The sequence below is a fragment of the Neorhizobium alkalisoli genome (assembly GCF_007829835.1).
Lineage (GTDB): Bacteria > Pseudomonadota > Alphaproteobacteria > Rhizobiales > Rhizobiaceae > Neorhizobium.
Genome location: NZ_VIWP01000005.1, coordinates 236,765 through 258,361 on the forward strand (window position 1 = coordinate 236,765; position 21,597 = coordinate 258,361).

Consider the following 21,597-nt stretch of genomic DNA (forward strand, 5'->3'; position numbering starts at 1 on the left):
CTTCATTGGCCGGCCTCCTTCGGATCGAGCGCATCGCGAAGACCATCGCCGAGGAGGTTGAAGCCGAGGCTGACGATCAGGATGGCGACACCCGGCATGCCGGCAACCCACCACTGATCAAGAATGAAACGACGGCCGGACGCGATCATCGCACCCCATTCCGGCAGCGGCGGCTGCGCACCGAGGCCGAGGAAGCCGAGACCGGCGGCCGTGAGAATGATGCCAGCCATGTCGAGCGTCACGCGCACGATCAGCGAGGACAGGCAGAGCGGCATGACATGGCGGATGACGATGCGCATCGGCGACGCGCCCATCAGTTTGACCGCCGAAATGAATTCCGAATTGCGAAACGTCAGCGTTTCGGCGCGGGCGATACGCGCATAAGGCGGCCAGGAGGTGACGGCGATGGCAAGAACGGCGTTCTCGATGCCCGGTCCGAGTGCTGCCACCAGCGCCAGCGCTAGCACGAGCTTCGGAAAGGCGAGAAAGATATCGGTGATGCGCATCAGCACCGCATCCACCCAACCGCCGGCATAACCGGCGGCGGTGCCGACGATCAGCCCGATCGGCGCGGCGATGACGGCGACGAGGCAGACGACGAACAGCGTCAGCCGCGAGCCGTAAAGCAGGCGCGAAAGGATATCGCGGCCCTGATCATCCGTGCCGAGCAGAAAACCGGGCGAACCGGGTGGCAAAAGCCGTGAATTGCGCAGGTCGCCCTGCACCGGATTATGCGGCGCAAGCACATCGGCAAAAATCGCCACCAATACCAGTGCCAGGATGATGCCAAGCCCGATCAGCGCCAGCCGGTTGGCGGAAAACTGCCGCCAGATCACATAGGCGCGACCAAGCCGCGCCTGATGCCGGGATTCCGGCCGGTCGGAAAGCAGCCATGCCCGGCTATAGGGTTTCGGTGCCGTCGCGGTATTCGTCACAATGGCCATTACCGGCTCCTCGTTCTGGGATCGAGCGTCCGGTAGAGGACATCGGAGAAAAGATTGATCGAGACGAACACGACGCCGATGGCGATCGTGCCGCCGAGAACGGCGTTCATATCGGCATTCTGCAGCGAACTGGTGATGTAGAACCCGAGCCCCGGCCAGGAAAAAATCGTCTCGGTCAGCACCGAACCTTCGAGCAGGCCGGCATAGGAGAGCGCAATCACGGTCACCATCGGCACCGCGGCATTGCGCAGCGCATGCCGCCAGATGATCCGGCTTTCCGAAAGCCCCTTGGCTCGTGCCGCGACGACATATTCTTGAGAAAGCTCATTCAGCATGAAGCTCCGCGTCATGCGGCTGATATAGGCAAGCGAGAAATAACCGAGCAGGCCGCCGGGCAGGATGATGTGGCGGAACAGGTCCCAGGCGACATCCCATTGCGCCTGCCAGATGGCATCGAGCAGGAAGAAGCCCGTGATCGGCGTGAAAGTATATTCGTAGACGACGTCGATACGGCCGGGATAGGCGACCCAGCCGAGCCGCGCATAAAAGAGAACGAGCGCGATCAGCCCGAGCCAGAAGATCGGCACGGAATAACCGACCAGCCCGATGATGCGGACGATCTGGTCGGCGATAGACCCGCGCTTGACGGCGGCCAGCACGCCGAGCGGTACGCCGATCAGCGCCCCGATGATCGTGCCGACCGCCGCAAGCTCGATCGTTGCCGGAAAGACGCGGGCGATATCGGTCATGACCGGATTGGTGGTCAGCACAGACGTGCCGAAATCACCGGAAAACGCCTGTTTCAGATAGATCCAGAACTGCTGGTAGAGCGGCAGGTTGAGGCCGAGCTGCTCGCGCACCCGTTCCACGACATGCGCAGGCGCCCGGTCGCCGACGATGGCCAGTGCCGGATCGATCGGCACGACGCGGCCGATGAAGAAGGTGACGGCCAGAAGGCCGAGAAAGGTCGTGGCAGCGGTCACGAGAAACCGCAGCACGGCTTTGACATAGGACGAAGCACGGCGCCGATTGCGCCGCGTCGCGACTGTCGTTTCGGTCAGAACCAAGAAATTCTCCGCATAAGATCGATAAATACGGCCATCGAGCCGGCGTCATGCCCGAGCGTCCACAGGGCTATGACAGATGGAAAAGACCCTCTCTGGCCTGCCGGCCATCTCCCCCACAAGGGGGGAGAAAACCTGCCGCGACCGCCTGCCTTGATTGAACCGCAGCGGTGCAGTCAAGTTAAGCCCTCCCCCTTGTGGGGAGGGTGGGGAGGGGTCTTCGCTCCGCGTGCCACAGCCCTGCGAACATCTATGCCATTCATGTGGTCATACTCGGGACAAACCCGAGGATGACGTCAAGCAGGCGACGATGATGCCGGCGTGTGGACCGACCTCAGTCCTTGGAGACGGTATTGACGAAGTTGGTGTCAAAGCTCGGGCCGAGCTTGAAACCCTTCAGCTTCGACGAATAACCGGCAACTTCCGTCTGCTGGAAGATCACCACGAACGGGCTCTGGGCGAGAACCTTCTTCTGCAGGTCCTCGTAGATGGCCGCACGCTTGGCGGCATCCTTTTCCAGAAGCGCGCCCTGTGCTTCGTCTTCCAGATCCTTCGGCACGTCCCAGGCATTACGCCAGGCAAGCGTCTTGTTCTTGCCTTCGTCGGAATTGTCGTAGTTGATCGTGAAGGTTTCGGCATTCGAGTTCGGGTCGAAATAGTCCGAACCCCACTGGCCGATATAGATGTCATGCGTACGGGCGCGGAACTTGGTCAGCGTCTGCTTGCCGTCGCCTGGGATGATTTCGAGCTTGATGCCGGCCTGGGCCAGCGTCTGCTGCACGCTTTCGGCAATGCCGGTGACCGGCTGCGTATTGCGCACATCCATGGTGACGGTGAACCCGTCCTTCAGGCCGGCCTTGGCAAGCAGTTCCTTCGCCTTGGCGACGTCGAGCTTGTAAGGATTGCTGTCGAGCGCGCCGAGCTGGCCCTTCGGCAGAAAAGTCTGGTGGATCTCGCCGATGCCCTTGATCAGGGTCGCGCCGATCGCGTCGTAATCGACGAGATACTTGAAGGCTTCGATGACCTCAGGCTTGGCGAGGTTCTTGTTCTTCTGGTTGAGGCTGAAATAATAGACGGTGCCCTTCGGTGCCGAAGTCGTGGCAAGACCCTTCTTGGCAACGGCTTCCAGATCACCCGGCTCGAGATTGCGGGCAACGTCGATATCGCCATTTTCGAGCGCCAGACGCTGGCCGGCGCTTTCCTTCATGTAGCGATAGATGACGCGCTTCAGCTTCGGCTTTTCGCCGTAATAATTCGGGTTGGCTTCGAGAACGACAGCCTCGTTGGCGCGCCAGGTGACGGCCTTGAACGGACCCGAGCCGGCAAAACCGGTCTTCAGCCATTCATTGGCGAAATCGGTCTCGTATTTGTAATCGGCCGACGGCGTCACCTTCTTAGAATGCTCGACGGCGACCTTCTTGTCGACAACGGAAGCGACGGTGGCGGTCAGAACGTTGAGCACGAAGCTCGGCGCATAGGCCTTGTCGACGTTGAAGACGAACGTATCCGGCGCAGTCGCCTTGGCCTTTTCCGTGACATTGTCGCCCTTCAGGCCGAACTGGGTCAGCAGGAAGGCCGGCGACTTGTCGAGCTTGACGGCGCGCTCGAACGAATAGGCGACATCCTCGGCCGTGATCGGGTTGCCCGACGCGAATTTCAGGCCCGGCTTGAGCTTGAACGTATAGGTCATGCCGTCGTCGGAAATCGTCCAGCTGGCGGCGAGGTCGCCGATGACCTTCGACGTATCGGCCGGGTCGAGCGTGACGAGCTTGCTATAGGTATTGGCCGTTACTTCGGCCGTGGACAGCTCGAATGCCTCGCCCGGATCGAGCGTGATGATGTCGTCGATCGCAAAACCTTCGACCAGCGTGTCGGCAGGCGTCGCGGCAAAGGCCTGCGGCGCGGCAAGCGCGATCAGCGAAAGCGCAACGCCGGCAGAAAGCGCGCGCAGGTTCTTGGAGCGCAAATGGATCATGGTTCTGAAGTCCCCTGTATTGTTTGTATCGTTCGTTGGTAGTCGTTGTTTTGACGCTCTTACTCGCCCCATGCCTGGCCAAGCACCCTCAACCAGTTTTCCCTGCACAGCTTTGCGAGTTCGTCGTCAGCGTATCCATCCGATTTAAGGGCCGCAACCAGATTTTGGTTGCCGGCCGCATCCGCAATCTCGCGCGGAACGGTGGCGCCATCGAAGTCCGATCCAAGCGCCACGTGATCGATACCCATACGCTCGACCATATAGTTGATGTGGCGTACCATGTCGGAAAGCGGCGTCGCCGCGTCGTCGCGCGCATCATCGCGCAGCATGGTGACCGCATAGTTGAGCCCGACGAGACCGCCGCTCTCCTTCACCGCATCCATCTGTTTGTCGGTGAGGTTGCGGGCGACCGGCGTCAACGCATGCGCGTTGGAATGGCTGGCGATCAGCGGCTGGTCGGAAGTCTTTGCGACGTCCCAGAAACCTTTTTCGGTAATGTGAGAAAGATCGATCAGCATGCCGAGCCGGTTGCAGGCCTTGACCAGCTCAAAACCGAGCTCGGTGAGGCCGGGACCGGTATCCGTCGTCATCGGATAGGCAAAGGGCACGCCATGCCCGAAGATGTTGTGGCGGCTCCAGACCGGCCCGAGCGAGCGCAGGCCGGCGGCATGAAACACGTCGAGATTGGCAAGATCGGCATCGATCGCCTCGCAGCCTTCCATATGCATGACGGCTGCAAAAATCCCGTCCGCCATCGCCTTGCGGATATCGGCAATCGAGCGGCAGAGTTTCCACGCGCCGGCACGGTCGAGGCGCAGCGCGATCGAGGCCTTTTCAAGGGCGATATCCAGCGACGGCGCATAATCGAGCGGGGCTGCCAGCGGCGTCACATAATGCCCGTTGGCATCCGGCTCCTTGAGCACGAGATCGCCCGACGGGATATAGATCGCGCAGAGACCGCCCGCGAGCCCACCCTTTTTCGCCCGCGGCGCATCGATATGCCCGGCCGGCGTCCCATGCTTGAATTCCGCCACCGGATCGCCGCCCGCCTTCATGTTCCGCCACAGTCGCAGCAACACGTCGTTATGGCCGTCGAACACCAGTTCCATGAATTCATTCCCGATTTTGTTGAAACAGTTTGGGTGGGCAAGGGCGATCCTAGCCGGACGGATGGGTTTCGCAAGATGGGAATGTGAAGGTTCTACAGGTCTGCAAGATCAGCAGCTCTGCGAAGGTCATATTGCGCAACGGCATTGAACCGCTGGCCGCGCAATGCCAGAAAAGACACGCAATGACAGAGGCGACGAGGAACGACACGGACCATGGCCAAATTTGCGATGCAGATCGAAACCGCACATCCGCTTCTTTTCCTCGCCGATTCAACGCCGGATACCGCGTTTCCAGCCGAAATCGGAATGAGTTTTGCCGTGGCGAGCAAGGGTTGTGTCGCTTTTGCAGTCCTGTCTTTTGTCGATGGCGCGACGCTCGTTACCGTTACCGACGAGGCCTGCACATCCAGCTCGCCAAAGCTGTTCAGCGGATCAATTGCCGCCCTGAGCGGCATCGTCACTTTGATGGACAGTAGCCTGTTCGGTTACCTGAATATCCCGGTGCCGGAAGGGCCACTCGGGATCAATATCTGGGCCGACGATGCCCAAAATCCCGATTGGGTCTGGGTCCAACTGGACGCAATCCGTCCGGTCTGACGATCTTGGCGAGGCCTATTACCTCGACCAAATCCCCTCGCCCGCCTTCACCAGCATCGGCGTCTCGAACACACCTACGACCCGCTCGCGCGCCCCGGCCCCATCGAGCCTCTCATGCCACCGCGTCGATTGCAGCATGGCGGCACCGATCACGACCGGCTCTATCCCCAGCGAGGCCATCAGCGACAGCCCGGAGACGATGGAAGTGCCCGACGAGATCACATCGTCGATCAACGCCACCCGCTTGCCCGCCATCAGCGGCAGCATGCGCGGATCGACATAGAGACGCTTCTGCTGTTCCGGCGTTGTGATGGACGACAGCGGCACGGACAGTGCCTCGTCATACCAGAACTTTTTCGACGTCCCGAGCGGCACGTAGCGGGGAAAGCCGAGCGCGCGGGCAACGGCGGCGGCCAATGTCAGGCCAAGCGTCGGCAGGCCGACGATCACTTCCGGGCGGAACGCGGCGATTTTTGGCGCAAGGTCGGCAGCGAGCGCATCCTGCAAGTCAAAGCTCGCCTGGTTGATGATGAGAGAGGCGAGCGCATGTTGTCCGTCGGCCAACGGCCGGATCGGCAGGCGGATCTGGCGGCCGTCCTGAAGCTCGACCGGAAAGAAACCGGAAAAGGGACCGGCGCGATCAAAGCTGCCGGACTGGTGGATTTCCTGCCAGAAATCATGCGGCTTCATGCAAAAATCCTATGCGAGAATCTTCAAGATCGGCGTTTCCAGGAGCGTGCCGGTGGATACATCGGCAATCCCCCGGTCGGTCTGATGCGGGCCGGCATTGCAGGCCAGCGTCGCACCGAAACAGGCCTTGAAGATCAGATAGGGCGGCTGCCAGTCGGCAACCCTGTCCATCGCCGCTCGGATCTTTTGAAAACCCTCCGCGACTTGCCTGAGCGGCGCATCCGAAACGAGGCCGGACAGGGGGAGAGGCAGCATTTCCGCAACCTTGCCGTCGATCGCAACCGCCATGCCGCCGCCGGCCGCAATCACCGCATTGGCGGCAACGGCCATGTCTTCCGGATTGCCGCCGAAGACGGTGAGGTTGTGACTGTCATGGGCAAGCGAGGTCGCGAATGCGCCGCGCCAGGTGCCCCAGCCGGTGAGGAAACCGAGGCGGGTGCGGCTGTCGGCGCGGCCGTGGCGGTGAGTGACGGCGATCAGCGCCGTCCCACCCGGGGGTACCACAAAACCATCGACGACATCCGCATCCGTTTCTCCCCATTGTGTGAACCGCGGCCTGTCTATGGTCGCGATCCGCACCTTCTTCGCCTCCGAAACCAGCCGGAAATCGGCAGGCATCAGCGGCTGAAGCTTTATCGACCCCGTGAGCGGGCCGGCATCCTCTCTGGGAATTTCGATCAGGATCTCGCCCTGCCGGGCAACCGGCATGCCGCTCACCAGCACATGCCGGGCGCGGAAATCGGAAAGATCCTCGAATATGGCGATATCGGCGCGGCGTCCGGCGGCGATGAGCCCGAGATCGGCGCGACCGAGCCTGCCCGCCGCATTCAGCGTCGCCGCCCGCAGCGCCCATTCGGGCTTCATGCCGTAACGCACCAGCCGGCGGACGACATCGTCCAGCCCGCCGCCATTGACGAGATCGTCGGGAAACACGTCATCGGTGCAGAGCGTCACCGTCTGAGGCAGATGGCCGAGCGCATTCAGCGCCTCGACGAATTCCGGAAGCAGATGGTCATGGCTACCCCGCAACTCGATCGTCAGCCCCGCGCGCAGTTTCTGCATCAGGTCGTCGCCCGAAGTCAGCTCGTGGTCCGATGTGACGCCGGCCGTCATGAAGGCGTTGAGATCGGCACCGGCAAGACCGCGGGCATGGCCGCAGATCAGCTTTTCCGAGGTCAGCGCCACCTGCATGATGGCGCTCATGCGCGGATCGCGGTTGATGATGCCGCGCATGTCCATCACTTCCGCCAGCCCGCCGACTTTCGGCCAGAGCAGCATTTCCTCGACCTTTTCGGCGTCGAAATCGGCACCCGCGACTTCGAGCCCCGGCGCCGAAGGCACGCTGGAGGGAACGAGCACGATAGTCCTGAGCGGCAGATGCTTGACCGCTTCGGCCGCCCAGCAGACACCGTCGACGCCATGCACATTGCCGAATTCATGCGGATCCCAGACGATGGTCGTGACACCGCGCGCCAGAACCTCGGCCGCATAGGTCGCCGGCGTCACCATCGAGCTTTCGATGTGCATATGGGTGTCGATGAGGCCGGGCGAGATGAAAGCGCCCGTCGCATCGATCACCTGTCCCGCATCGCTGCGGCTACCGCACTCATGGACGCTAGCGATCAGCGGTCCAACAAGGCCGATATCGGCCGGCCTCTGCTCGCCGGTCACCATATCGACCAGCGTGCCGCCGGAAATCAGGATGTCGAAAGGCGCATCGCCACGGGCGGCCGCCACCGCCCGGTCGCGCAAGACCTGGTCGTTGAACCTGTTGACGTCCCAAATGATCGTTTTCACCAGGTAGCCTCCGCCCGCAGGGTTTCCAGAATGGCCGTTCGCGCCTCTTCCACCGCGACGTCCACCGCATAGATCACGTTGAAGGTGCCACGCCCCGGCCGCGTCTCGATCACGGTGCGCCCGCGCGTCACCGTCCCGGCAAGTTCGACATCGAGCCGCGCCTCGCGCCAGGTGACATGTTCTGGCTCGACAAAGGCAAAACCGGCAACCGCATCGTAAAGCGCCATGGCCGGCCGGCCGCGGCTGGTGGCGATCTCGACGAAACCGGCCAGCAGATCGGCCAGCAATTCCGCATTGCGCCCACCGCCGGCCCTGACCGGCGCGACATCGGCGGGGAAGCAGACCACCTTGCGGCAAAGATCGAGATCGACCATGCGCAGCGGAATGTTGTGAGAAAGGACGATCGCCAGCGCTTCCGGATCGGCAAAGGCGTTGAACTCGGCAGAGGCGGTATGATTGCCGGCCGTCACACCACCACCCATCCAGGTGAGATCGGTGATTTTTGCGGCGAGATCCGGCCGCGCCAGTGCGATGGCTGCGATATTGGTGAGCGGCCCGAGCGCCAGGATACGCCGGTCGCCCTCGCTCTTTTCGAGCCAGTCGCAGAGCGCCTGAAACGCATCGCTTTCGAACGTGTCGGCAGCTTCAGGTAGATGCAGGCCGGTGGAGGGCATGCCCGCCTCACCCAGCACATTGCCGGCCGTCACCATCTCGCCGAGCACAGGTGCGGCACGACCAGCATGGATCGGAAACGGCCAGACGAAGGCGGCAGCAGCCGAGGCGGCATTGCGCCTGACGCGCTCCAGCGGCGCATTGCCGAAGGACAGCGAAACGCCATCGATCGTCAGCCCCGCATGCGCAACGACCATGATCGCCGCGATGTCGTCAAAGCCCATGTCGGTGTCGATCCACACGCCCATTGCCAGAATTCCTTACGCAAAACGCTTGAGAGGGGCAGCCTTTGCGGCCGGCAGGTCGAAGGCGATCTCGGCATCCGGCGCATGCACAGGCTCGCTCGCATCGACCTCCGCCTTGATCGGCCCGAGATCGCTTGCCAGCAGATATTCCCGGCGGTCGCCGGCAAAGGATGTGCCGCGCACGGTGCCGCGGAACGGACCAGATCCGAGCGTCACCATACGCGGCCGCCAGGCGAGGCCCGCCGCTGAAAGCGCCTCGCCGGGTAAAGCGCCCGAAGGGTCCGCCAGGCCATGCTCAGTCTTGAGCTTGCCCTGATCGAGCGCAAAAATGTTTTCGAAGCCGACGAAATCCGCCACGAAGGCGGAGGCCGGCCGGTTATAGATGTCTTCCGGCGTGCCGATCTGTTCGATCGCACCGTTTTTCATGACAACAATGCGGTCGGCCAGCGAAAGCGCTTCCGTCTGGTCATGGGTGACGAAGATCATCGTCACGCCCGTCTCCTTCTGGACGCGCTGCAACTCGGTGCGCATTTCGAGCCGCAGCCGCGCATCGAGATTGGAGAGCGGCTCGTCGAGGAGGAGTACTTTCGGCTCCATCACCATGGAGCGGGCCAGCGCCACGCGCTGCTGCTGGCCGCCGGAAAGTTCGGCTGGCTTGCGATCCGCAAAGGAGGAAAGGCCGACCGATGTCAGGCCGCCGCGCACCTTCTGATCGAGTTCCGAACCGCGCATCCCCTTGAGCTTCAGGCCGAAGGCGACGTTTTCATAGACGGAAAGATGCGGAAACAGCGCATAGGACTGGAAGACGAGGCCGACCGCCCGCTTGTTCGGCGGCGTCCGGGTCATGTCGGTGCCGTCGAGACGGATATGGCCGCTTTTGACCGGCAAGAGCCCGGCGATCGCCCGCATGGTCGTCGTCTTGCCGCAGCCGGAAGGGCCGAGCAATGCGATCAGCTCGCCCTTGCCGATATCAAGATCGAGATTGCCGACGGCAACCGTGTCACCATAGGCGAGCGTCAGCTTTTCGAGCGAAAGATAGGCATCAGACATAGCGGGAAAATCCGAGGAAACGTTCTGCGGCAAACACGATGCCGATGGACAGGAAGGCGAGCAGCGAAGAGAGCGCCGCCACGGATGGATCGAAGACGATTTCCATATAGGCGATCATATCGACCGGCAGGGTGCGCACGCCCGGGCCGGAGAGAAACAGAGAGACCGGCACCTGGTTGAAACTCGTCACGAAGCCGAGGATGAAGGCGGACAGGATGCCACCCTTGATATTCGGCATCACCACCCGGAAAAACGCGCCCATCCGCGACGAACCGAGCAGAACCGCGGCCTCCTCGATATCCGAGCGCAGATTGTCGAGACTGGCGGAGACGACGCGCACCGCATAGGGCAGGATCAGCGCCGTATGGGCGAGGAAAAGCGCGGGCGTGATGCCGACGCCGAAAGGCACGACGACATAACGCAACAGCGCCAGACCGACGATGATACCCGGCACGATGATCGGCAGCGAGACGATGGTCCGCACGATCTCCGCCCCCGGCAGCCGGTAACGCGAGAGTGCGTAAGACGCGGGGATGCCGAGCACGAGTGCCGCCGCCGTGCCGCCGACGGCCAGAAACATCGACATGGCGAAAGAGGCGCGAAAACTGTCGACGGTAAAAACCTTGGCAATCCAGCGGAGCGAAAAGCCCTGCGGCGGGAAGGCCAGCGTTTCGCCGGCCGAAAACGAGGCCGCGACGATGATCAGGAACGGCCCGATCAGGAAGGCAAGCACGAGAAACAGCGTCGCGGGAATGAAGAGGCTGCGGGCGTTCACTTGGCGCTCCTCACCTTGTTACGGGCCGTCGCCACCCGTTTCAGGAGAATATTGGCGGCAAAGCTCATGACGATCAGGATGAAGGCGATGACGCTGGCCGCGACGAAATTATTGGCGACGGACACCTGCTGATACATCAACGTCTCCAGCATCAGCACCTTGGAGCCGCCGAGAATGGCCGGCGTGATATAGGCGGTGAGCGAGCCGGTGAAGACCAGCGTGCCGCCGATGACAAGGCCTTCGCGGGTGAGCGGCAGGATCACCTTCCAAAAGACCTGGAACCAGTTGGCACCGAGCACGCGGGCGGCCGGCACCGCATCCTTCGGCATGTTTTCCAGCGCCGAGATCAGCGAGATCACCATCAGCGGCAGGAAGAGCTGCAACAGACCGATGAAGATCGCCGTTTCGGAAAACAGAATGCGCAGCGGCGCGTCGGAAATGCCGAGTGCCTGAAAGGCCTGGTTGACGATGCCGGTGCGGCCGAGAATGACGATCCAGGCATAGGTGCGCGCCACCGGCGAGATCATCAGCGGCAACACGACCAGGCCAGTCATCCGCCCCTTCATGGTCGGCGTCAGGCCGACGATTGCAAAGGCCGCCGCATAACCGATGACCGCGGAAACGACCGTCACCATCGCCCCGAGCTTCAGCGTGCGCAGGAAAACGGCCTGGTTCAGCGGGCTGGAAAAGAACTCGATATAGGCGGCAAGCGAAAAGCCGCCGGTGGGATCGCGAAAGCCGTCGGAGAGCAGGATGACGACCGGCACGAGAAACACCGCCGCCGCAAACAACGCGGCAGGCAGTACAAGCGCAAGCGCCTCGGCCCGGTTCTGAAACATGTCTGCTTTACTCCAGTGTCGTTAGGGCTGCCGAGAAGAATGGCAGCCTTTATTTCTGTCGGCGATTGCCCCTCATCCGGCTGCCGCCACCTTCTCCCCGTTCTGACGGGGAGAAGGGATGTGCCGCACCCTCCATGCCTTAGTCAGGGCAAGTCCCCTCTCCCCGCCTGCGGGGAGAGGGTTAGGGTGAGGGGCAATTTCTAGCGCCAAGCCCAATTGCGAGGCCGCTTACTGCCCCACCTTGGCATTCCAGCTCTTCACCCAGCCGGCGCGATTGTCGAGCGCGACAGCCGATGGAATGAGCTTCAGGCTCTTCGCCGTGTCCTCGCCATAGGTCAGGTTATTGGCAACAGCATCCGAGAGCTTCACGTCCTTGTTGGCCGGGCTGTCGACCAGCTTTTCAGCGAGCTTGGTCTGGATGTCGGTGGAGAGCCAGAAATCCATGAACTGCAGCGCCAGATCCTGGTTCTTCGAACCCTTGGTAACGATCATGACGTTCATGCCGCCGGTCTGGCCTTCCTTAGGCGTCGCCCAGGCGATCGGCATGGAAAGTTTTGTGAACGGCGCCCAGGAGAAGCGGCCGATCGGGGCGGCCCAGATCTCTTCCTGCTGCATCAGCTGCACCAGCTGCGACGACTTTTCGTAGAAGGTGACGATCTCGTCCTTCTTTTCCCCGACCGCTTCGATCGGCGCTGCGAGATCCGGCGTGTCCTTGCCGAGCGCCTGACCGAGCATGTAGAGCGCCGGCGGGCCCTGATTGGTAGTGACATTCGGCCAGGCGATGTGGCTCGCATATTCCGGCTTCAAAAGGTCGGCCCAGCTGTCGATCTTCATCTTGTCGGAACGGTAGGCGATCGAGGTGGCGTAGAATGTGTAACCGACGCTCATGCCGTCGCCGTTCGGATCCTTGGCGATGTCATAGAGGGAATTGAAGCTCTTGATCTTCGACGTATCGATCTTGTCGATCAGGCCCTTGCGGGCAGCGTTGAGACCGTCGGCCATCGAAACCACGGCCATATCGACGACCGGATTTGCCTTGTTGGCTTCCATCTTGGCCAGACGCTCGACGCTGTTGCCGGTCTCGACCACCAGCTTGCAGCCGCAGATCTTTTCGAAGGGATCGTAGACGATCTGCTTGTACTCGTCCTGCGCCAGCGCATAGACGGAAATCGTCAGCGTCTTGTCTTCCGCCCGGGCGAGGCCCGTGCCTGCGAGGAGAATTGCGGCCGAAGCCATCAGCACTGTCTTCATGGGGCATTCCTTTCGGGAGGAGAGGATGAGGAATTTGCGAAGGATGAATTGTCGGAAGCAGAAGCATCGGCAGTCGCCAGCCTAGCGGTTGTTTGCCGCGGCACCAGTGCCATCGGCACCCGGTTGCACTGGGCAACCGCAATATTGCTGGCCTCGGGCGACGGCTCGCGCTCGATCGTCGCAAGCAGCGCGCCGATCGCGATATCGGCAATCGCCACGGCATCCTGCCGGACCGTGGTGATGCTCGGGCTGACGACCGAAGACCAGACGAGATCGTCGAAACCGACGACACTTGCCTCGTTTGGCACGCGGATCCCCGCCCGCTGCAATTCCGTGAGCGCCCTCAGCGCATGCAGGTCGCTGCTGGCGGCAAAGGCGGTAAAGCCGTTCTCGACCTTTTCCTTCAAGCCCAGCGGACAGCCGGCTCCCAAAACCATCTCGTTGCGCTCGATCCAGATGACATCGACACGGCCATCCTTCGGAATGCGCGATTTCATGCCGCCGATGCGGTCGTTCTGCACGTTGGAAAGCGGATTGGCGCCGATCAGCACGAAATCGCGATGCCCGAGATCGACGAGATGCTCGGCCACCAGCTGGCCGCCCTGCCAGTGATCCGCGGAGACCGTATTGTTCGGCGTCGAAGGGCTGTCGATCACGGCGACCGGACAGGCAAGCTCGGCGATCCGCGTGCCGAGCCGCGGCACGATGACGATGCCATCGACCTGACGCTCGATCAGCCGCTGGATCGCCAGCGTCTGCTTGGCATTGTCGCCGCTGCTGTCGGCAATCAGCACGCCATAACCGGCATCCGCCGCAGCGTTCTCGATCGCCTGGGCAATCTGCGGAAACAGCGGATTGGAGATGTTTGGAAGAACGAGGCCGATCACGCCGCTGCGCCCGGTGCGCAATGCCCGGGCGGTGACGCTCGGCACGTAACCCAGCTCTTCCGCCTTGGCTCGCACCCGCTCGATCAGCTCCGGCGACACCCGGCCCTTGCCCGACAGCGCATTCGACACGGTCGCGGCCGATACGCCAAGCGCATCGGCAATCACACTCATGTTCGGTGTTTGTCGGTTCGAGGCCATAAGCAGGATCTGATTAATCGTTTAATCATGCATAAGCGAGGATGGCCGCCTTGTCGAGTCCTGCAGCCGATAAGCTTGCCCGATCGAGAAAGAACTTGTTGAAGAGGGCCTTGCGGGTGTAAAGGCCAAGTAACGCGAAAAGCGACTGCTTTCCTTGATCCGCCGGATGGGCGCGAGTAAGCAGGTGGACGAATTGTCGTTCAGGCCGTCGAATACACGCCAGCCCTGCAGTTTGAAGCATGGTTCGGCCAGCGTTTCCCTGAAAACCATAGACCTGGCATTGCCAGGCCAAGGCAAGCAATCGGCGCCGAAACGCGCCGTGGCGCTTGCGTTGATCGGAACGCGTCATGAACAGACCACTTGTCGTCATATTCACCACCATCATGCTCGATGCCGCCGGCATCGGGCTCGTTTTTCCCATCCTCCCCGCACTTCTGAAGGATGTCACCCAGACCGAAAACGTCGCCTCCTATATCGGCGTCATGACCGCGCTTTATGCGGCCATGCAATTCGTCTTCGCGCCGGTGCTCGGTTCGCTCAGCGACCGGCTCGGCCGCCGGCCGGTGCTGATCGTCTCGCTGGCCGGCGCCGCGATCAACTATCTGCTACTCGCCTTTGCCGGAAACATCTGGCTGCTCTTGATCGGCCGCGCCATTGCCGGCCTCACCAGCGCCAATGTCGCGGTGGCTTCCGCCTATATTACCGACGTTTCCAGCGAGGACACCCGTGCCCGCCGCTTCGGGCTTCTGAACGCCATGTTCGGCATGGGCTTCATCATCGGCCCGGTGCTGGGCGGCGCGCTCGGCGATTACTGGCTGCGCCTGCCCTTCATTGCCGCGGCCGCGCTCAACACCTGCAACCTGCTTCTGGCCCTCGTCATCCTGCCGGAATCGCGCAAGCCCAGCCGAGAGAAGATCGATCTTGCGGCGCTCAACCCGCTGCGGCCGCTGCGCTGGGTCTTTTCGCTCAAAAGCCTCTGGCCGGTCGTCTTCATCTTCTTCGTTTTCAGCGCATCCGGCGAGGCCTATGGCACCTGCTGGTCGCTCTGGGGTGCCGATACGTTTCACTGGAACGGTCTTTGGATCGGCCTTTCGCTCGGCGCATTCGGCATCTGCCAGACGCTCTCGCAAGCCTTTCTGCCAGGCCCCGCCGCAAGATTGCTCGGAGAGCGTGGCGCAATCCTGACCGGTGTCGCCAGCGGTTGCCTTGCGCTGACCGTCATGGCCTTTGCCGGCGAAGGCTGGATGATCTTTGCCATCATGCCGATCTTCGCGCTCGGCGGCATCGGCGCGCCGGCCCTGCAATCGCTTGCCACACGGCAGGTCGATGAAGACCGTCAGGGCCAGTTCCAGGGCGTATTGGCTTCCACCGTCAGCCTTGCTTCGATCATCGGGCCGCTCGGCTTTTCGAGCTTCTACTTCGTTGTCAGGGACCAGTGGCCGGGCGCGATCTGGCTATCGGTCGCCGTCGTTTATGCGCTCGGCATTCCGCTCGTGCTCGGCCTGCGCCTCAAGCGGCCCGAAACCATAGAACAGGCCGCGGCCTGACCTCACTCCCGGGCACCGGCCTCGACCAGCAGATCCACAAGCGCGCTGTCCTCCCGTTCCCGCGCCAGGGACAGCGCCGTCTTGCCGTCATTTCCACGGGCATTGACGTCGGCGCCGGCATCGATCAGCGCCTCGATCACATCTTCCCGCTCCGGCTCCGTCAGATTGACGAGCAGAGGCGTGCGCCCTTGCTTGTCGCGCGCCTCGATATTGCCGCCGGCGGCAATAATCTCGGCAACCGGCTCCGGATCGGCGATGATGTGCAGGAGCGTTATGCCCTCGTCATTGGCGGCATTGACGTTCGCGCCATTAGCAATGAGCATCTTGAAAATGGCGGGATCGAAATAGAGGTCCTGCAGGTTCATCGGCTGGAAACCGAACTCCCCGACGGAAGTGGCAAGCTGCGGCTCCGCCTTCAGCATCACCGAAACCTTCGCGGCATCGCCGACCTGCACGGCCTGATGAAATTTTTCGATATCCTGCGGGCTCATCGCCAAGGCACTGGTGGAAAACAGCGACAAGATAAGAGCAAAGACCGGAAACCTGCGCATGCCTGATCCTTACGTCTGCTGATAAACGGCAACGACGCGGTCGAAGGCGCGCTCTTCAAGATCCTTCTCGCGGATCAGGAAATAGACCGTGCCTTCCGAATTTTCCTGCATCCAGTCCGGCACCTCGACCTGCAGCAGAAGCCGCCAGTCCTTTGCCTTTTCCATGATCATGTCCCTGTTCTTCGCCCAGTCGTCGCCGGAGAGGAACTGCGTCTTGAACTCGCTGCTGACGACCGCGTCATAACGCGGATCATCCTGCACCGGTTGTGGCGCGCCGAGGAGCTGGGTCTGCGGTTCGGTATCGTCCGAAAGCTCACTATATGCCTGGGAAAAGGCCTGCGCCCCGCCGACGACGGCCTGATCGGCGGAATACGTTTTTTCCAAGCGGCCGGATGCCTGGAATTCGATGCTGGAATAAGACGGAAGCTGCAGCGCGGCCTTGAGCGCCATCGGCCTTGCCGAGCCGCCATAGGGCGTGCCCGGTTCCGGCGCGCCGGCCAGACGGGCCTCCGGCTGCAGCCCATATTGCTTGTTCGCGTCCTCGACCATCTTGCGATAGGCGACCGCCGCGCTGGCGAGATCTGTCGGAATTGCCGCATGCGAAAGCGCATCGGCCGGGCTGCGGTCCCAGATCACCCTGGCCGATTCCGTGCCGGTATCGAAGGGACCGGCGACCATGTCGTAGAAGAACAGCAGCCGACCTTCGTTCGGCAGAAGCTTTGCGGCCTCGCCAAGACCCGCCGCCTCACCCAAATCGACCTGTGCGAAGAAAGCGTAAGGCAGGCCCGCGGCAAGATGGGTTTTCAGCTCTCCGTCATAGGGTTCGCCTGCGCGTCCGGCGATCTCGTCGACATTGGCGGGGATCGTCCGGCGCGGCCATTCGATCTCCTTCGGCAGGTCCGGCGTGCCACCGATCCGGCTGCCGCCCTTGCGGTCAGCGTCCTTCGTCGAAAAGACGATGGCCGGGCGCAACTGGCCCGTCACCATCTCGACCAGATCGGGAGCAAAACGCTCCTCGATCACCTGATGCGCTTGCGCCGGCGTATCGAACATTTTTCACCCCGTAACCGTCCGTCTCGCGGGGTGACTTAATGGCTCCATGAGACAAGGCAAGTGCAGGAAATGGCTACCAGCCGACAACTTCCTGTCCGTAACGCCCGACCTCCTCGAGCAGCCAGGCCCGGAACGCCACGACGGGCCGAAAATCCCGCTTGCTGGCCGGCGCCACGACATAATAGGCGCTGGGGCTGACGATCTCGTGCGGAAAAGCTTCCACCAGCTGGCGCCCGGCCAGTTCCGTATCGATCAGGAAAAGCGGCATCAGCGCGACGCCCAGCCCGGCCATCGCCGCCTGCGCGACATTGCCGAACTGTTCGAACCGCATCGCCTGCCCGGGCGTGCCGGAAAGACCGAGACTTTCGAACCAGTAGCTCCAGGCGCCGGGCCGCGACGCCATATGCAGCAGCGGCAGGCGCATCAGGTCTTCGGCCTTGCTGATCGGATGCGCGGCAAGGAAGGCAGGCGAGCAGACCGGCGCCACCTTTTCCTCCATCAGGAAGGTGCATTCGCCGCCCGGCCAGTCCGGCTGGCCGACATGGATCGCCATGTCGATCCCCTCGCGATCGAGATCGAAGGCGCCGATGCGGGTGGCGAAATTGAGCGTGATCTGCGGATGGCGGGCGACGAATTGCGGAATGCGCGGCATCAGCCAGCGCGTGCCGAAGGTCGGCAGGATGGCAAGGTTCAACTGGTCACTATGCCGTTTGGTCATGGCCGCCAGCGAGGCCGAACGGATTTCGGCAAGCGCTCCGCTGATCGCCTTCGCATAGTCCGCACCGACCGGCGTCAGAAGCACGCCGCGACCAGTCCGATCGAACAACATCACGCCAAGCTGTTCTTCCAGCCCGGAAACCTGGCGGCTGATCGCTCCTTGCGTCAGCGATAATTCATCGGCCGCAGCCGAAAAACTGCCGAGCCGGGCGACGGAATCGAAGGCGGCAAGCGCCGAGGTCGAAGGCAGGAGTTTTCGCGAAAGGCTGGTCATGACCTATTACTATAGTTCATGCTGCTTTGAGTAAACGGCCCTTGCCCTTGGACCCGGCTCGGCGATAATCCCGGCCATACAAAATCTGGAGGACATCATGGCCTTTGCCTGGAACGACCCCTTTCTGCTCGACGACCAGCTGACCGAAGAAGAGCGGATGATCCGCGATGCGGCAGCCGCCTTCTCCAAGTCCGAGCTTCTGCCGCGTGTCAGCGAAGCCTATCTCGATGAGACAACCGACAAGGGCCTGTTCAAGCTGATGGGCGATGCCGGTCTGCTTGGCGTCACCCTTCCGGAAGAATACGGCGCCGCCAACGCCTCCTACGTTGCCTACGGCCTCGTGGCCCGCGAAGTGGAACGGATCGATAGTGGCTACCGCTCGATGATGAGCGTCCAGTCCTCGCTGGTCATCTACCCGATCTATGCCTATGGCTCCGACGAACAGAAGAAGAAGTATCTGCCGGGCCTGGTTTCCGGCGATCTGATCGGCTGTTTCGGCCTGACCGAGCCGGATGCCGGCTCCGATCCGGGCGGCATGAAGACCCGCGCCGAAAAGATCGAAGGCGGTTATCGCCTGCGCGGCGCAAAAATGTGGATTTCCAACGCGCCGATCGCCGACGTTTTTGTCGTCTGGGCGAAGTCGGAAGCCCATAACAACGAGATCCGTGGCTTCGTGCTGGAAAAAGGCATGAAGGGACTTTCGGCGCCCAAGATCGGCGGAAAACTGTCGCTGCGCGCCTCGATCACCGGCGAGATCGTGCTCGACGGCGTCGAAGTTGGCGAAGATGCGCTTCTGCCCAACGTCTCGGGCCTCAAGGGACCGTTCGGCTGTCTCAACCGCGCTCGCTACGGCATTTCCTGGGGTGTGATGGGAGCTGCCGAAGACTGCTGGTTCCGCGCCCGCCAGTATGGCCTCGATCGCAAGCAGTTCGGCAAGCCGCTTGCCGGCATGCAGCTTTACCAGAAGAAGCTCGCCGACATGATGACCGAGATCACGCTCGGCCTGCAGGGTTCGCTCCGCGTCGGCCAGCTGATGGACGCCCACAAGATGGCGCCGGAAATGATCTCCATCGTCAAGCGCAACAATTGCGGCAAGGCGCTGGATATCGCCCGCCAGGCCCGCGACATGCATGGCGGCAACGGCATCCAGATCGAATACCACGTCATGCGCCACGCGCAGAACCTGGAGACGGTCAACACCTATGAAGGCACGCATGACGTCCATGCGCTGATCCTCGGCCGCGCCCAGACCGGCATCCAGGCCTTCTTCTGATCCCCAAAAATCCCGGCTTTCCCAGCCTGCCCGGCCCGCTTATGCGCGCCGGGCTTTTTTGTTTTTTTGGGGGGCTTCGCGATATATTGGCGCTGTCATCGCAAACCAGGGCGGTGGGGTATGACTAGGTCTCGTTTGCGCCAGAAGCGGACATCTGGAATGCTTGCTTTTAAAGCCCCCCATCACGCAACTATTCGAAACTGTATGCCCGCTTGACGAATCCATAGCTGTGTAGCTATACGTTAACTCATAGCTGAATAGGTATGAGTTAACGTGACATACGCGAGGGATGAAGTCTTCAAGGCACTTGCCGATCCCACCAGGCGGGCGATCTTCGAACGTTTATGCCGTGAAGGAGAGAGGACCGTCAGCATGCTGACATCGGGAGCGGGCGTTTCTCAACCGGTCGTCTCTAAACATCTGGCTACACTTAAACGGGCAGGCCTCGTAAGCGACCGCCATCAAGGACGTCAAACCCACTACAGGGCAGAATATGCCGCGCTGGCTCCTCTCGTCGACTGGACACATGAGATGACCGGTTTGTGGGAAAAGAAGTTCGACGCACTCGAAGATTTGCTTCAAAGGATGGACCAATGACCGACACAAGCACCGTTCGCATCGAGCGAGAGATGTTGCATCCGCCAGAAAAGCTCTGGCGTGCACTGACGCAGCCTCACCTGATCGCGGAGTGGTTGATGAAGAACGACTTCGCTGCAGTCGTCGGCCACCGTTTTAATCTCCGTGGCGAATGGGGTGGGGTGTTGGATTGTGAAGTCCTGGTTGTCGAGCCAAACAAGCAGCTGTCCTACACCTGGAATCATGTCCACGAGGACAGGGCTTATGACCTCAGGAGCGTGGTAACGCTGACGTTGACGCCGACCGCAAAGGGCACGCATCTCTGTATGGAGCAAACCGGCTTTCTGCCCGATCAAAAGCAGGCTTTTCATGGGGCCCATCACGGATGGCAAGGCTTCCTGGAAAAGCTGGATGGCCTTGCGGCCAGCCTCGGCTGACCAGTGCACCCGATCATCTCCCATACTGCCTGCGCGAAGTGAAGACGGGAGAACGGGCCCTGACGCCGCGCCCTATCTCCTATGGCGGCGGTTATTCTATACACAATCTGGAGGCATATTTATGAATTGGAGCAGATGTTTACGGCAAGCTCACCGGTGGATATCGATAGTATTCACCCTGACAGTCATCGCCAATTTTGTGACGATGGCTTTCGGTCAGCCGCCCGCTTGGGTCGTTTATTCGCCGCTATTGCCGCTGTTCCTGTTGCTCGGCAGCGGCCTTTATCTGTTCGTTCTCCCCTACGCGGTGAAGCAATGATTTTCCTCTTCTGATTTCGTCCGCTCCGGGCCGAAGGCTGACACCCACCACCCCATCATCTCTCAAGTGAGGCTCGCGCCGGTCCATCGGGGCGCGAGCCTTATGTCGGATAAAGTCCGGATCGAGATCACTTAAGGGAGGCCACGTTCGGACAATGCGTGGCGTCGGCCGTTAAGTCGATTATTGTGCCTGCTTTTTCCCGCCGGGTCTCTCATCAGCCGAGAGAGTGCCGTTGCCATCCTTGTCGAGCCGCTTGAACCGAAGATCGACTATCTTCTTAAGTTCGGCGGCATCAATCGATCCGTCATGATTCGCATCGATATGGTCGAATCGTTTGCCCAGCGTAGTCGCATCACCTGTCGGGCGCGCGGCCATGAATTCCGCTCGGCTGACGAGATGATTGCCATCCTTGTCTGCCTTGAAGAAGATCGCCTGCTGCCGGGCTTCGAACTGGGCAAGGGTCATGTCCTTCGGTGTCTGCGCGTTCGCTGCGAAGGAACCCTGTGTTGCGATCAGCAGAAGGGCGGCGGCAGATCCGGCGCACAAACCGAGAGAACGCATCCGGCTCAATGGTTTCATCATGTCATTTCCTTACTTGAGACTGTGAAACAGCCTGGTCTTCGAACCAGGCCGTCGTGATGCCAGTAACGAACTTTCGAACAGCCCGGTGCTTTTAAAGCTGGGCATATTCGTTGCGCGGAACTCGCCGCCCTTTCCGTCGCGTGAAATCAAGTTTTTTTTGAGAGGAGCGATAAAC

The 21,597-nt window shown here is 61.5% G+C and carries 23 protein-coding genes; 6 read left to right on the forward strand and 17 right to left on the reverse strand.

What is annotated here, in order from left to right; genetic code table 11:
• Positions 1-2: 2 nt before the first annotated feature.
• The 4 genes from FHW37_RS20250 to FHW37_RS20265 form a co-directional block, all read right to left on the reverse strand.
• On the reverse strand, positions 3-944 hold the full coding sequence (locus FHW37_RS20250) for an ABC transporter permease (RefSeq protein ID WP_145639697.1): 942 nt from the start codon (positions 942-944) through the stop codon (positions 3-5).
• Positions 944-2,011, reverse strand: a complete 1,068-nt coding sequence (locus FHW37_RS20255; protein ID WP_432442879.1) for an ABC transporter permease — start codon at positions 2,009-2,011, stop codon at positions 944-946. The genes FHW37_RS20250 and FHW37_RS20255 overlap by 1 nt, the downstream gene beginning before the upstream one ends.
• Positions 2,012-2,342: 331 nt before the next feature.
• Complete coding sequence (locus FHW37_RS20260) at positions 2,343-3,983, reverse strand: ABC transporter substrate-binding protein (protein ID WP_145639698.1); 1,641 nt, start codon at positions 3,981-3,983, stop codon at positions 2,343-2,345.
• Between the two features lie 59 nt (positions 3,984-4,042).
• Positions 4,043-5,092: a dipeptidase gene (locus FHW37_RS20265; protein ID WP_145639700.1), complete on the reverse strand. Its 1,050-nt coding sequence runs from the start codon at positions 5,090-5,092 to the stop codon at positions 4,043-4,045.
• A gap of 213 nt (positions 5,093-5,305) precedes the next feature.
• Here FHW37_RS20265 and FHW37_RS20270 point away from each other — a divergent pair, with 213 nt between their 5' ends.
• Positions 5,306-5,689, forward strand: a complete 384-nt coding sequence (locus FHW37_RS20270; RefSeq protein WP_145639702.1) for a hypothetical protein — start codon at positions 5,306-5,308, stop codon at positions 5,687-5,689.
• 18 nt (positions 5,690-5,707) lie between these two features.
• Here the strand turns inward: FHW37_RS20270 and FHW37_RS20275 are convergent, their stop codons facing one another.
• The 9 genes from FHW37_RS20275 to FHW37_RS20315 all read right to left on the reverse strand — a co-directional run bounded on the left by FHW37_RS20275 (position 5,708) and on the right by FHW37_RS20315 (position 14,442).
• Complete coding sequence (locus FHW37_RS20275; RefSeq protein WP_145639704.1) at positions 5,708-6,379, reverse strand: phosphoribosyltransferase; 672 nt, start codon at positions 6,377-6,379, stop codon at positions 5,708-5,710.
• Between the two features lie 9 nt (positions 6,380-6,388).
• Complete coding sequence (locus FHW37_RS20280) at positions 6,389-8,176, reverse strand: adenine deaminase (RefSeq protein WP_246690843.1); 1,788 nt, start codon at positions 8,174-8,176, stop codon at positions 6,389-6,391.
• Positions 8,173-9,096, reverse strand: coding sequence for a nucleoside hydrolase (locus FHW37_RS20285; protein ID WP_145639706.1), 924 nt, complete (start codon positions 9,094-9,096; stop codon positions 8,173-8,175). Before FHW37_RS20285 ends, FHW37_RS20280 begins: the two co-directional genes overlap by 4 nt.
• 12 nt (positions 9,097-9,108) lie before the next feature.
• Positions 9,109-10,143, reverse strand: a complete 1,035-nt coding sequence (locus tag FHW37_RS20290) for an ABC transporter ATP-binding protein (protein ID WP_145639707.1) — start codon at positions 10,141-10,143, stop codon at positions 9,109-9,111.
• A complete protein-coding gene (locus FHW37_RS20295; RefSeq protein WP_145639709.1) occupies positions 10,136-10,918 on the reverse strand; it encodes an ABC transporter permease in 783 nt (260 codons plus the stop codon). The genes FHW37_RS20290 and FHW37_RS20295 overlap by 8 nt, the downstream gene beginning before the upstream one ends.
• Positions 10,915-11,757, reverse strand: a complete 843-nt coding sequence (locus FHW37_RS20300) for an ABC transporter permease (protein WP_145639711.1) — start codon at positions 11,755-11,757, stop codon at positions 10,915-10,917. The genes FHW37_RS20295 and FHW37_RS20300 overlap by 4 nt, the downstream gene beginning before the upstream one ends.
• A 228-nt stretch (positions 11,758-11,985) precedes the next feature.
• The gene (locus FHW37_RS20305) at positions 11,986-13,008 is read right to left on the reverse strand and encodes an ABC transporter substrate-binding protein (RefSeq protein WP_145639713.1); all 1,023 of its coding nucleotides are present in this window, start codon (positions 13,006-13,008) and stop codon (positions 11,986-11,988) included.
• Positions 13,005-14,093, reverse strand: coding sequence for a LacI family DNA-binding transcriptional regulator (locus FHW37_RS20310; protein WP_145639715.1), 1,089 nt, complete (start codon positions 14,091-14,093; stop codon positions 13,005-13,007). The genes FHW37_RS20305 and FHW37_RS20310 overlap by 4 nt, the downstream gene beginning before the upstream one ends.
• A gap of 25 nt (positions 14,094-14,118) precedes the next feature.
• The gene (locus FHW37_RS20315) at positions 14,119-14,442 is read right to left on the reverse strand and encodes a hypothetical protein (protein ID WP_145639717.1); all 324 of its coding nucleotides are present in this window, start codon (positions 14,440-14,442) and stop codon (positions 14,119-14,121) included.
• On the opposite strand from FHW37_RS20315, the gene FHW37_RS20320 reads away from it, so the two are divergent.
• Entirely contained in the window at positions 14,441-15,640 is a 1,200-nt protein-coding gene (locus tag FHW37_RS20320) for a TCR/Tet family MFS transporter (RefSeq protein ID WP_145639719.1), read from the forward strand. The two genes, FHW37_RS20315 and FHW37_RS20320, sit on opposite strands and share 2 nt — an antisense overlap.
• 2 nt (positions 15,641-15,642) lie before the next feature.
• Here FHW37_RS20320 and FHW37_RS20325 read toward each other — a convergent pair whose 3' ends face one another.
• The 3 genes from FHW37_RS20325 to FHW37_RS20335 form a co-directional block, all read right to left on the reverse strand.
• A complete protein-coding gene (locus tag FHW37_RS20325) occupies positions 15,643-16,191 on the reverse strand; it encodes an ankyrin repeat domain-containing protein (RefSeq protein WP_145639721.1) in 549 nt (182 codons plus the stop codon).
• A 9-nt stretch (positions 16,192-16,200) separates the two neighbouring features.
• Positions 16,201-17,244, reverse strand: a complete 1,044-nt coding sequence (locus FHW37_RS20330) for a DUF1963 domain-containing protein (protein WP_145639723.1) — start codon at positions 17,242-17,244, stop codon at positions 16,201-16,203.
• Positions 17,245-17,317: 73 nt separating this feature from the next.
• Entirely contained in the window at positions 17,318-18,235 is a 918-nt protein-coding gene (locus FHW37_RS20335; protein WP_145639725.1) for a LysR family transcriptional regulator, read from the reverse strand.
• Positions 18,236-18,332: 97 nt separating this feature from the next.
• On the opposite strand from FHW37_RS20335, the gene FHW37_RS20340 reads away from it, so the two are divergent.
• The 4 genes from FHW37_RS20340 to FHW37_RS34160 all read left to right on the forward strand — a co-directional run bounded on the left by FHW37_RS20340 (position 18,333) and on the right by FHW37_RS34160 (position 20,840).
• On the forward strand, positions 18,333-19,508 hold the full coding sequence (locus tag FHW37_RS20340; protein ID WP_186458335.1) for an acyl-CoA dehydrogenase: 1,176 nt from the start codon (positions 18,333-18,335) through the stop codon (positions 19,506-19,508).
• Between the two features lie 273 nt (positions 19,509-19,781).
• Positions 19,782-20,105 (forward strand): ArsR/SmtB family transcription factor, encoded by a 324-nt coding sequence (locus tag FHW37_RS20345; protein WP_145639729.1) that lies wholly within the window; start codon positions 19,782-19,784, stop codon positions 20,103-20,105.
• Positions 20,102-20,521, forward strand: a complete 420-nt coding sequence (locus tag FHW37_RS20350; RefSeq protein WP_145639730.1) for an SRPBCC family protein — start codon at positions 20,102-20,104, stop codon at positions 20,519-20,521. The genes FHW37_RS20345 and FHW37_RS20350 overlap by 4 nt, the downstream gene beginning before the upstream one ends.
• A 121-nt stretch (positions 20,522-20,642) precedes the next feature.
• Entirely contained in the window at positions 20,643-20,840 is a 198-nt protein-coding gene (locus FHW37_RS34160) for a hypothetical protein (RefSeq protein ID WP_145639732.1), read from the forward strand.
• A gap of 180 nt (positions 20,841-21,020) precedes the next feature.
• Here the strand turns inward: FHW37_RS34160 and FHW37_RS20360 are convergent, their stop codons facing one another.
• A complete protein-coding gene (locus FHW37_RS20360; RefSeq protein WP_186458336.1) occupies positions 21,021-21,305 on the reverse strand; it encodes an EF-hand domain-containing protein in 285 nt (94 codons plus the stop codon).
• Positions 21,306-21,597: the final 292 nt, after the last annotated feature.

Excerpts from the sequence above, each read along its gene's own strand:
- FHW37_RS20310 (WP_145639715.1), bottom strand. The coding sequence starts at position 14,093 with ATGGCCTCGAACCGACAAACACCGAACATGAGTGTGATTGCCGATGCG.
- FHW37_RS20330 (WP_145639723.1), bottom strand. The coding sequence starts at position 17,244 with ATGTTCGATACGCCGGCGCAAGCGCATCAGGTGATCGAGGAGCGTTTT.
- FHW37_RS34160 (WP_145639732.1), top strand. The coding sequence starts at position 20,643 with ATGAATTGGAGCAGATGTTTACGGCAAGCTCACCGGTGGATATCGATA.
- FHW37_RS20275 (WP_145639704.1), bottom strand. The coding sequence starts at position 6,379 with ATGAAGCCGCATGATTTCTGGCAGGAAATCCACCAGTCCGGCAGCTTT.
- FHW37_RS20335 (WP_145639725.1), bottom strand. The coding sequence starts at position 18,235 with ATGACCAGCCTTTCGCGAAAACTCCTGCCTTCGACCTCGGCGCTTGCC.
- FHW37_RS20315 (WP_145639717.1), bottom strand. The coding sequence starts at position 14,442 with ATGACGCGTTCCGATCAACGCAAGCGCCACGGCGCGTTTCGGCGCCGA.
- FHW37_RS20350 (WP_145639730.1), top strand. The coding sequence starts at position 20,102 with ATGACCGACACAAGCACCGTTCGCATCGAGCGAGAGATGTTGCATCCG.
- FHW37_RS20360 (WP_186458336.1), bottom strand. The coding sequence starts at position 21,305 with ATGACCCTTGCCCAGTTCGAAGCCCGGCAGCAGGCGATCTTCTTCAAG.
- FHW37_RS20285 (WP_145639706.1), bottom strand. The coding sequence starts at position 9,096 with ATGGGCGTGTGGATCGACACCGACATGGGCTTTGACGACATCGCGGCG.
- FHW37_RS20300 (WP_145639711.1), bottom strand. The coding sequence starts at position 11,757 with ATGTTTCAGAACCGGGCCGAGGCGCTTGCGCTTGTACTGCCTGCCGCG.
- FHW37_RS20250 (WP_145639697.1), bottom strand. The coding sequence starts at position 944 with ATGGCCATTGTGACGAATACCGCGACGGCACCGAAACCCTATAGCCGG.
- FHW37_RS20290 (WP_145639707.1), bottom strand. The coding sequence starts at position 10,143 with ATGTCTGATGCCTATCTTTCGCTCGAAAAGCTGACGCTCGCCTATGGT.
- FHW37_RS20260 (WP_145639698.1), bottom strand. The coding sequence starts at position 3,983 with ATGATCCATTTGCGCTCCAAGAACCTGCGCGCGCTTTCTGCCGGCGTT.
- FHW37_RS20265 (WP_145639700.1), bottom strand. The coding sequence starts at position 5,092 with ATGGAACTGGTGTTCGACGGCCATAACGACGTGTTGCTGCGACTGTGG.
- FHW37_RS20320 (WP_145639719.1), top strand. The coding sequence starts at position 14,441 with ATGAACAGACCACTTGTCGTCATATTCACCACCATCATGCTCGATGCC.
- FHW37_RS20270 (WP_145639702.1), top strand. The coding sequence starts at position 5,306 with ATGGCCAAATTTGCGATGCAGATCGAAACCGCACATCCGCTTCTTTTC.
- FHW37_RS20325 (WP_145639721.1), bottom strand. The coding sequence starts at position 16,191 with ATGCGCAGGTTTCCGGTCTTTGCTCTTATCTTGTCGCTGTTTTCCACC.
- FHW37_RS20305 (WP_145639713.1), bottom strand. The coding sequence starts at position 13,008 with ATGAAGACAGTGCTGATGGCTTCGGCCGCAATTCTCCTCGCAGGCACG.
- FHW37_RS20340 (WP_186458335.1), top strand. The coding sequence starts at position 18,333 with ATGGCCTTTGCCTGGAACGACCCCTTTCTGCTCGACGACCAGCTGACC.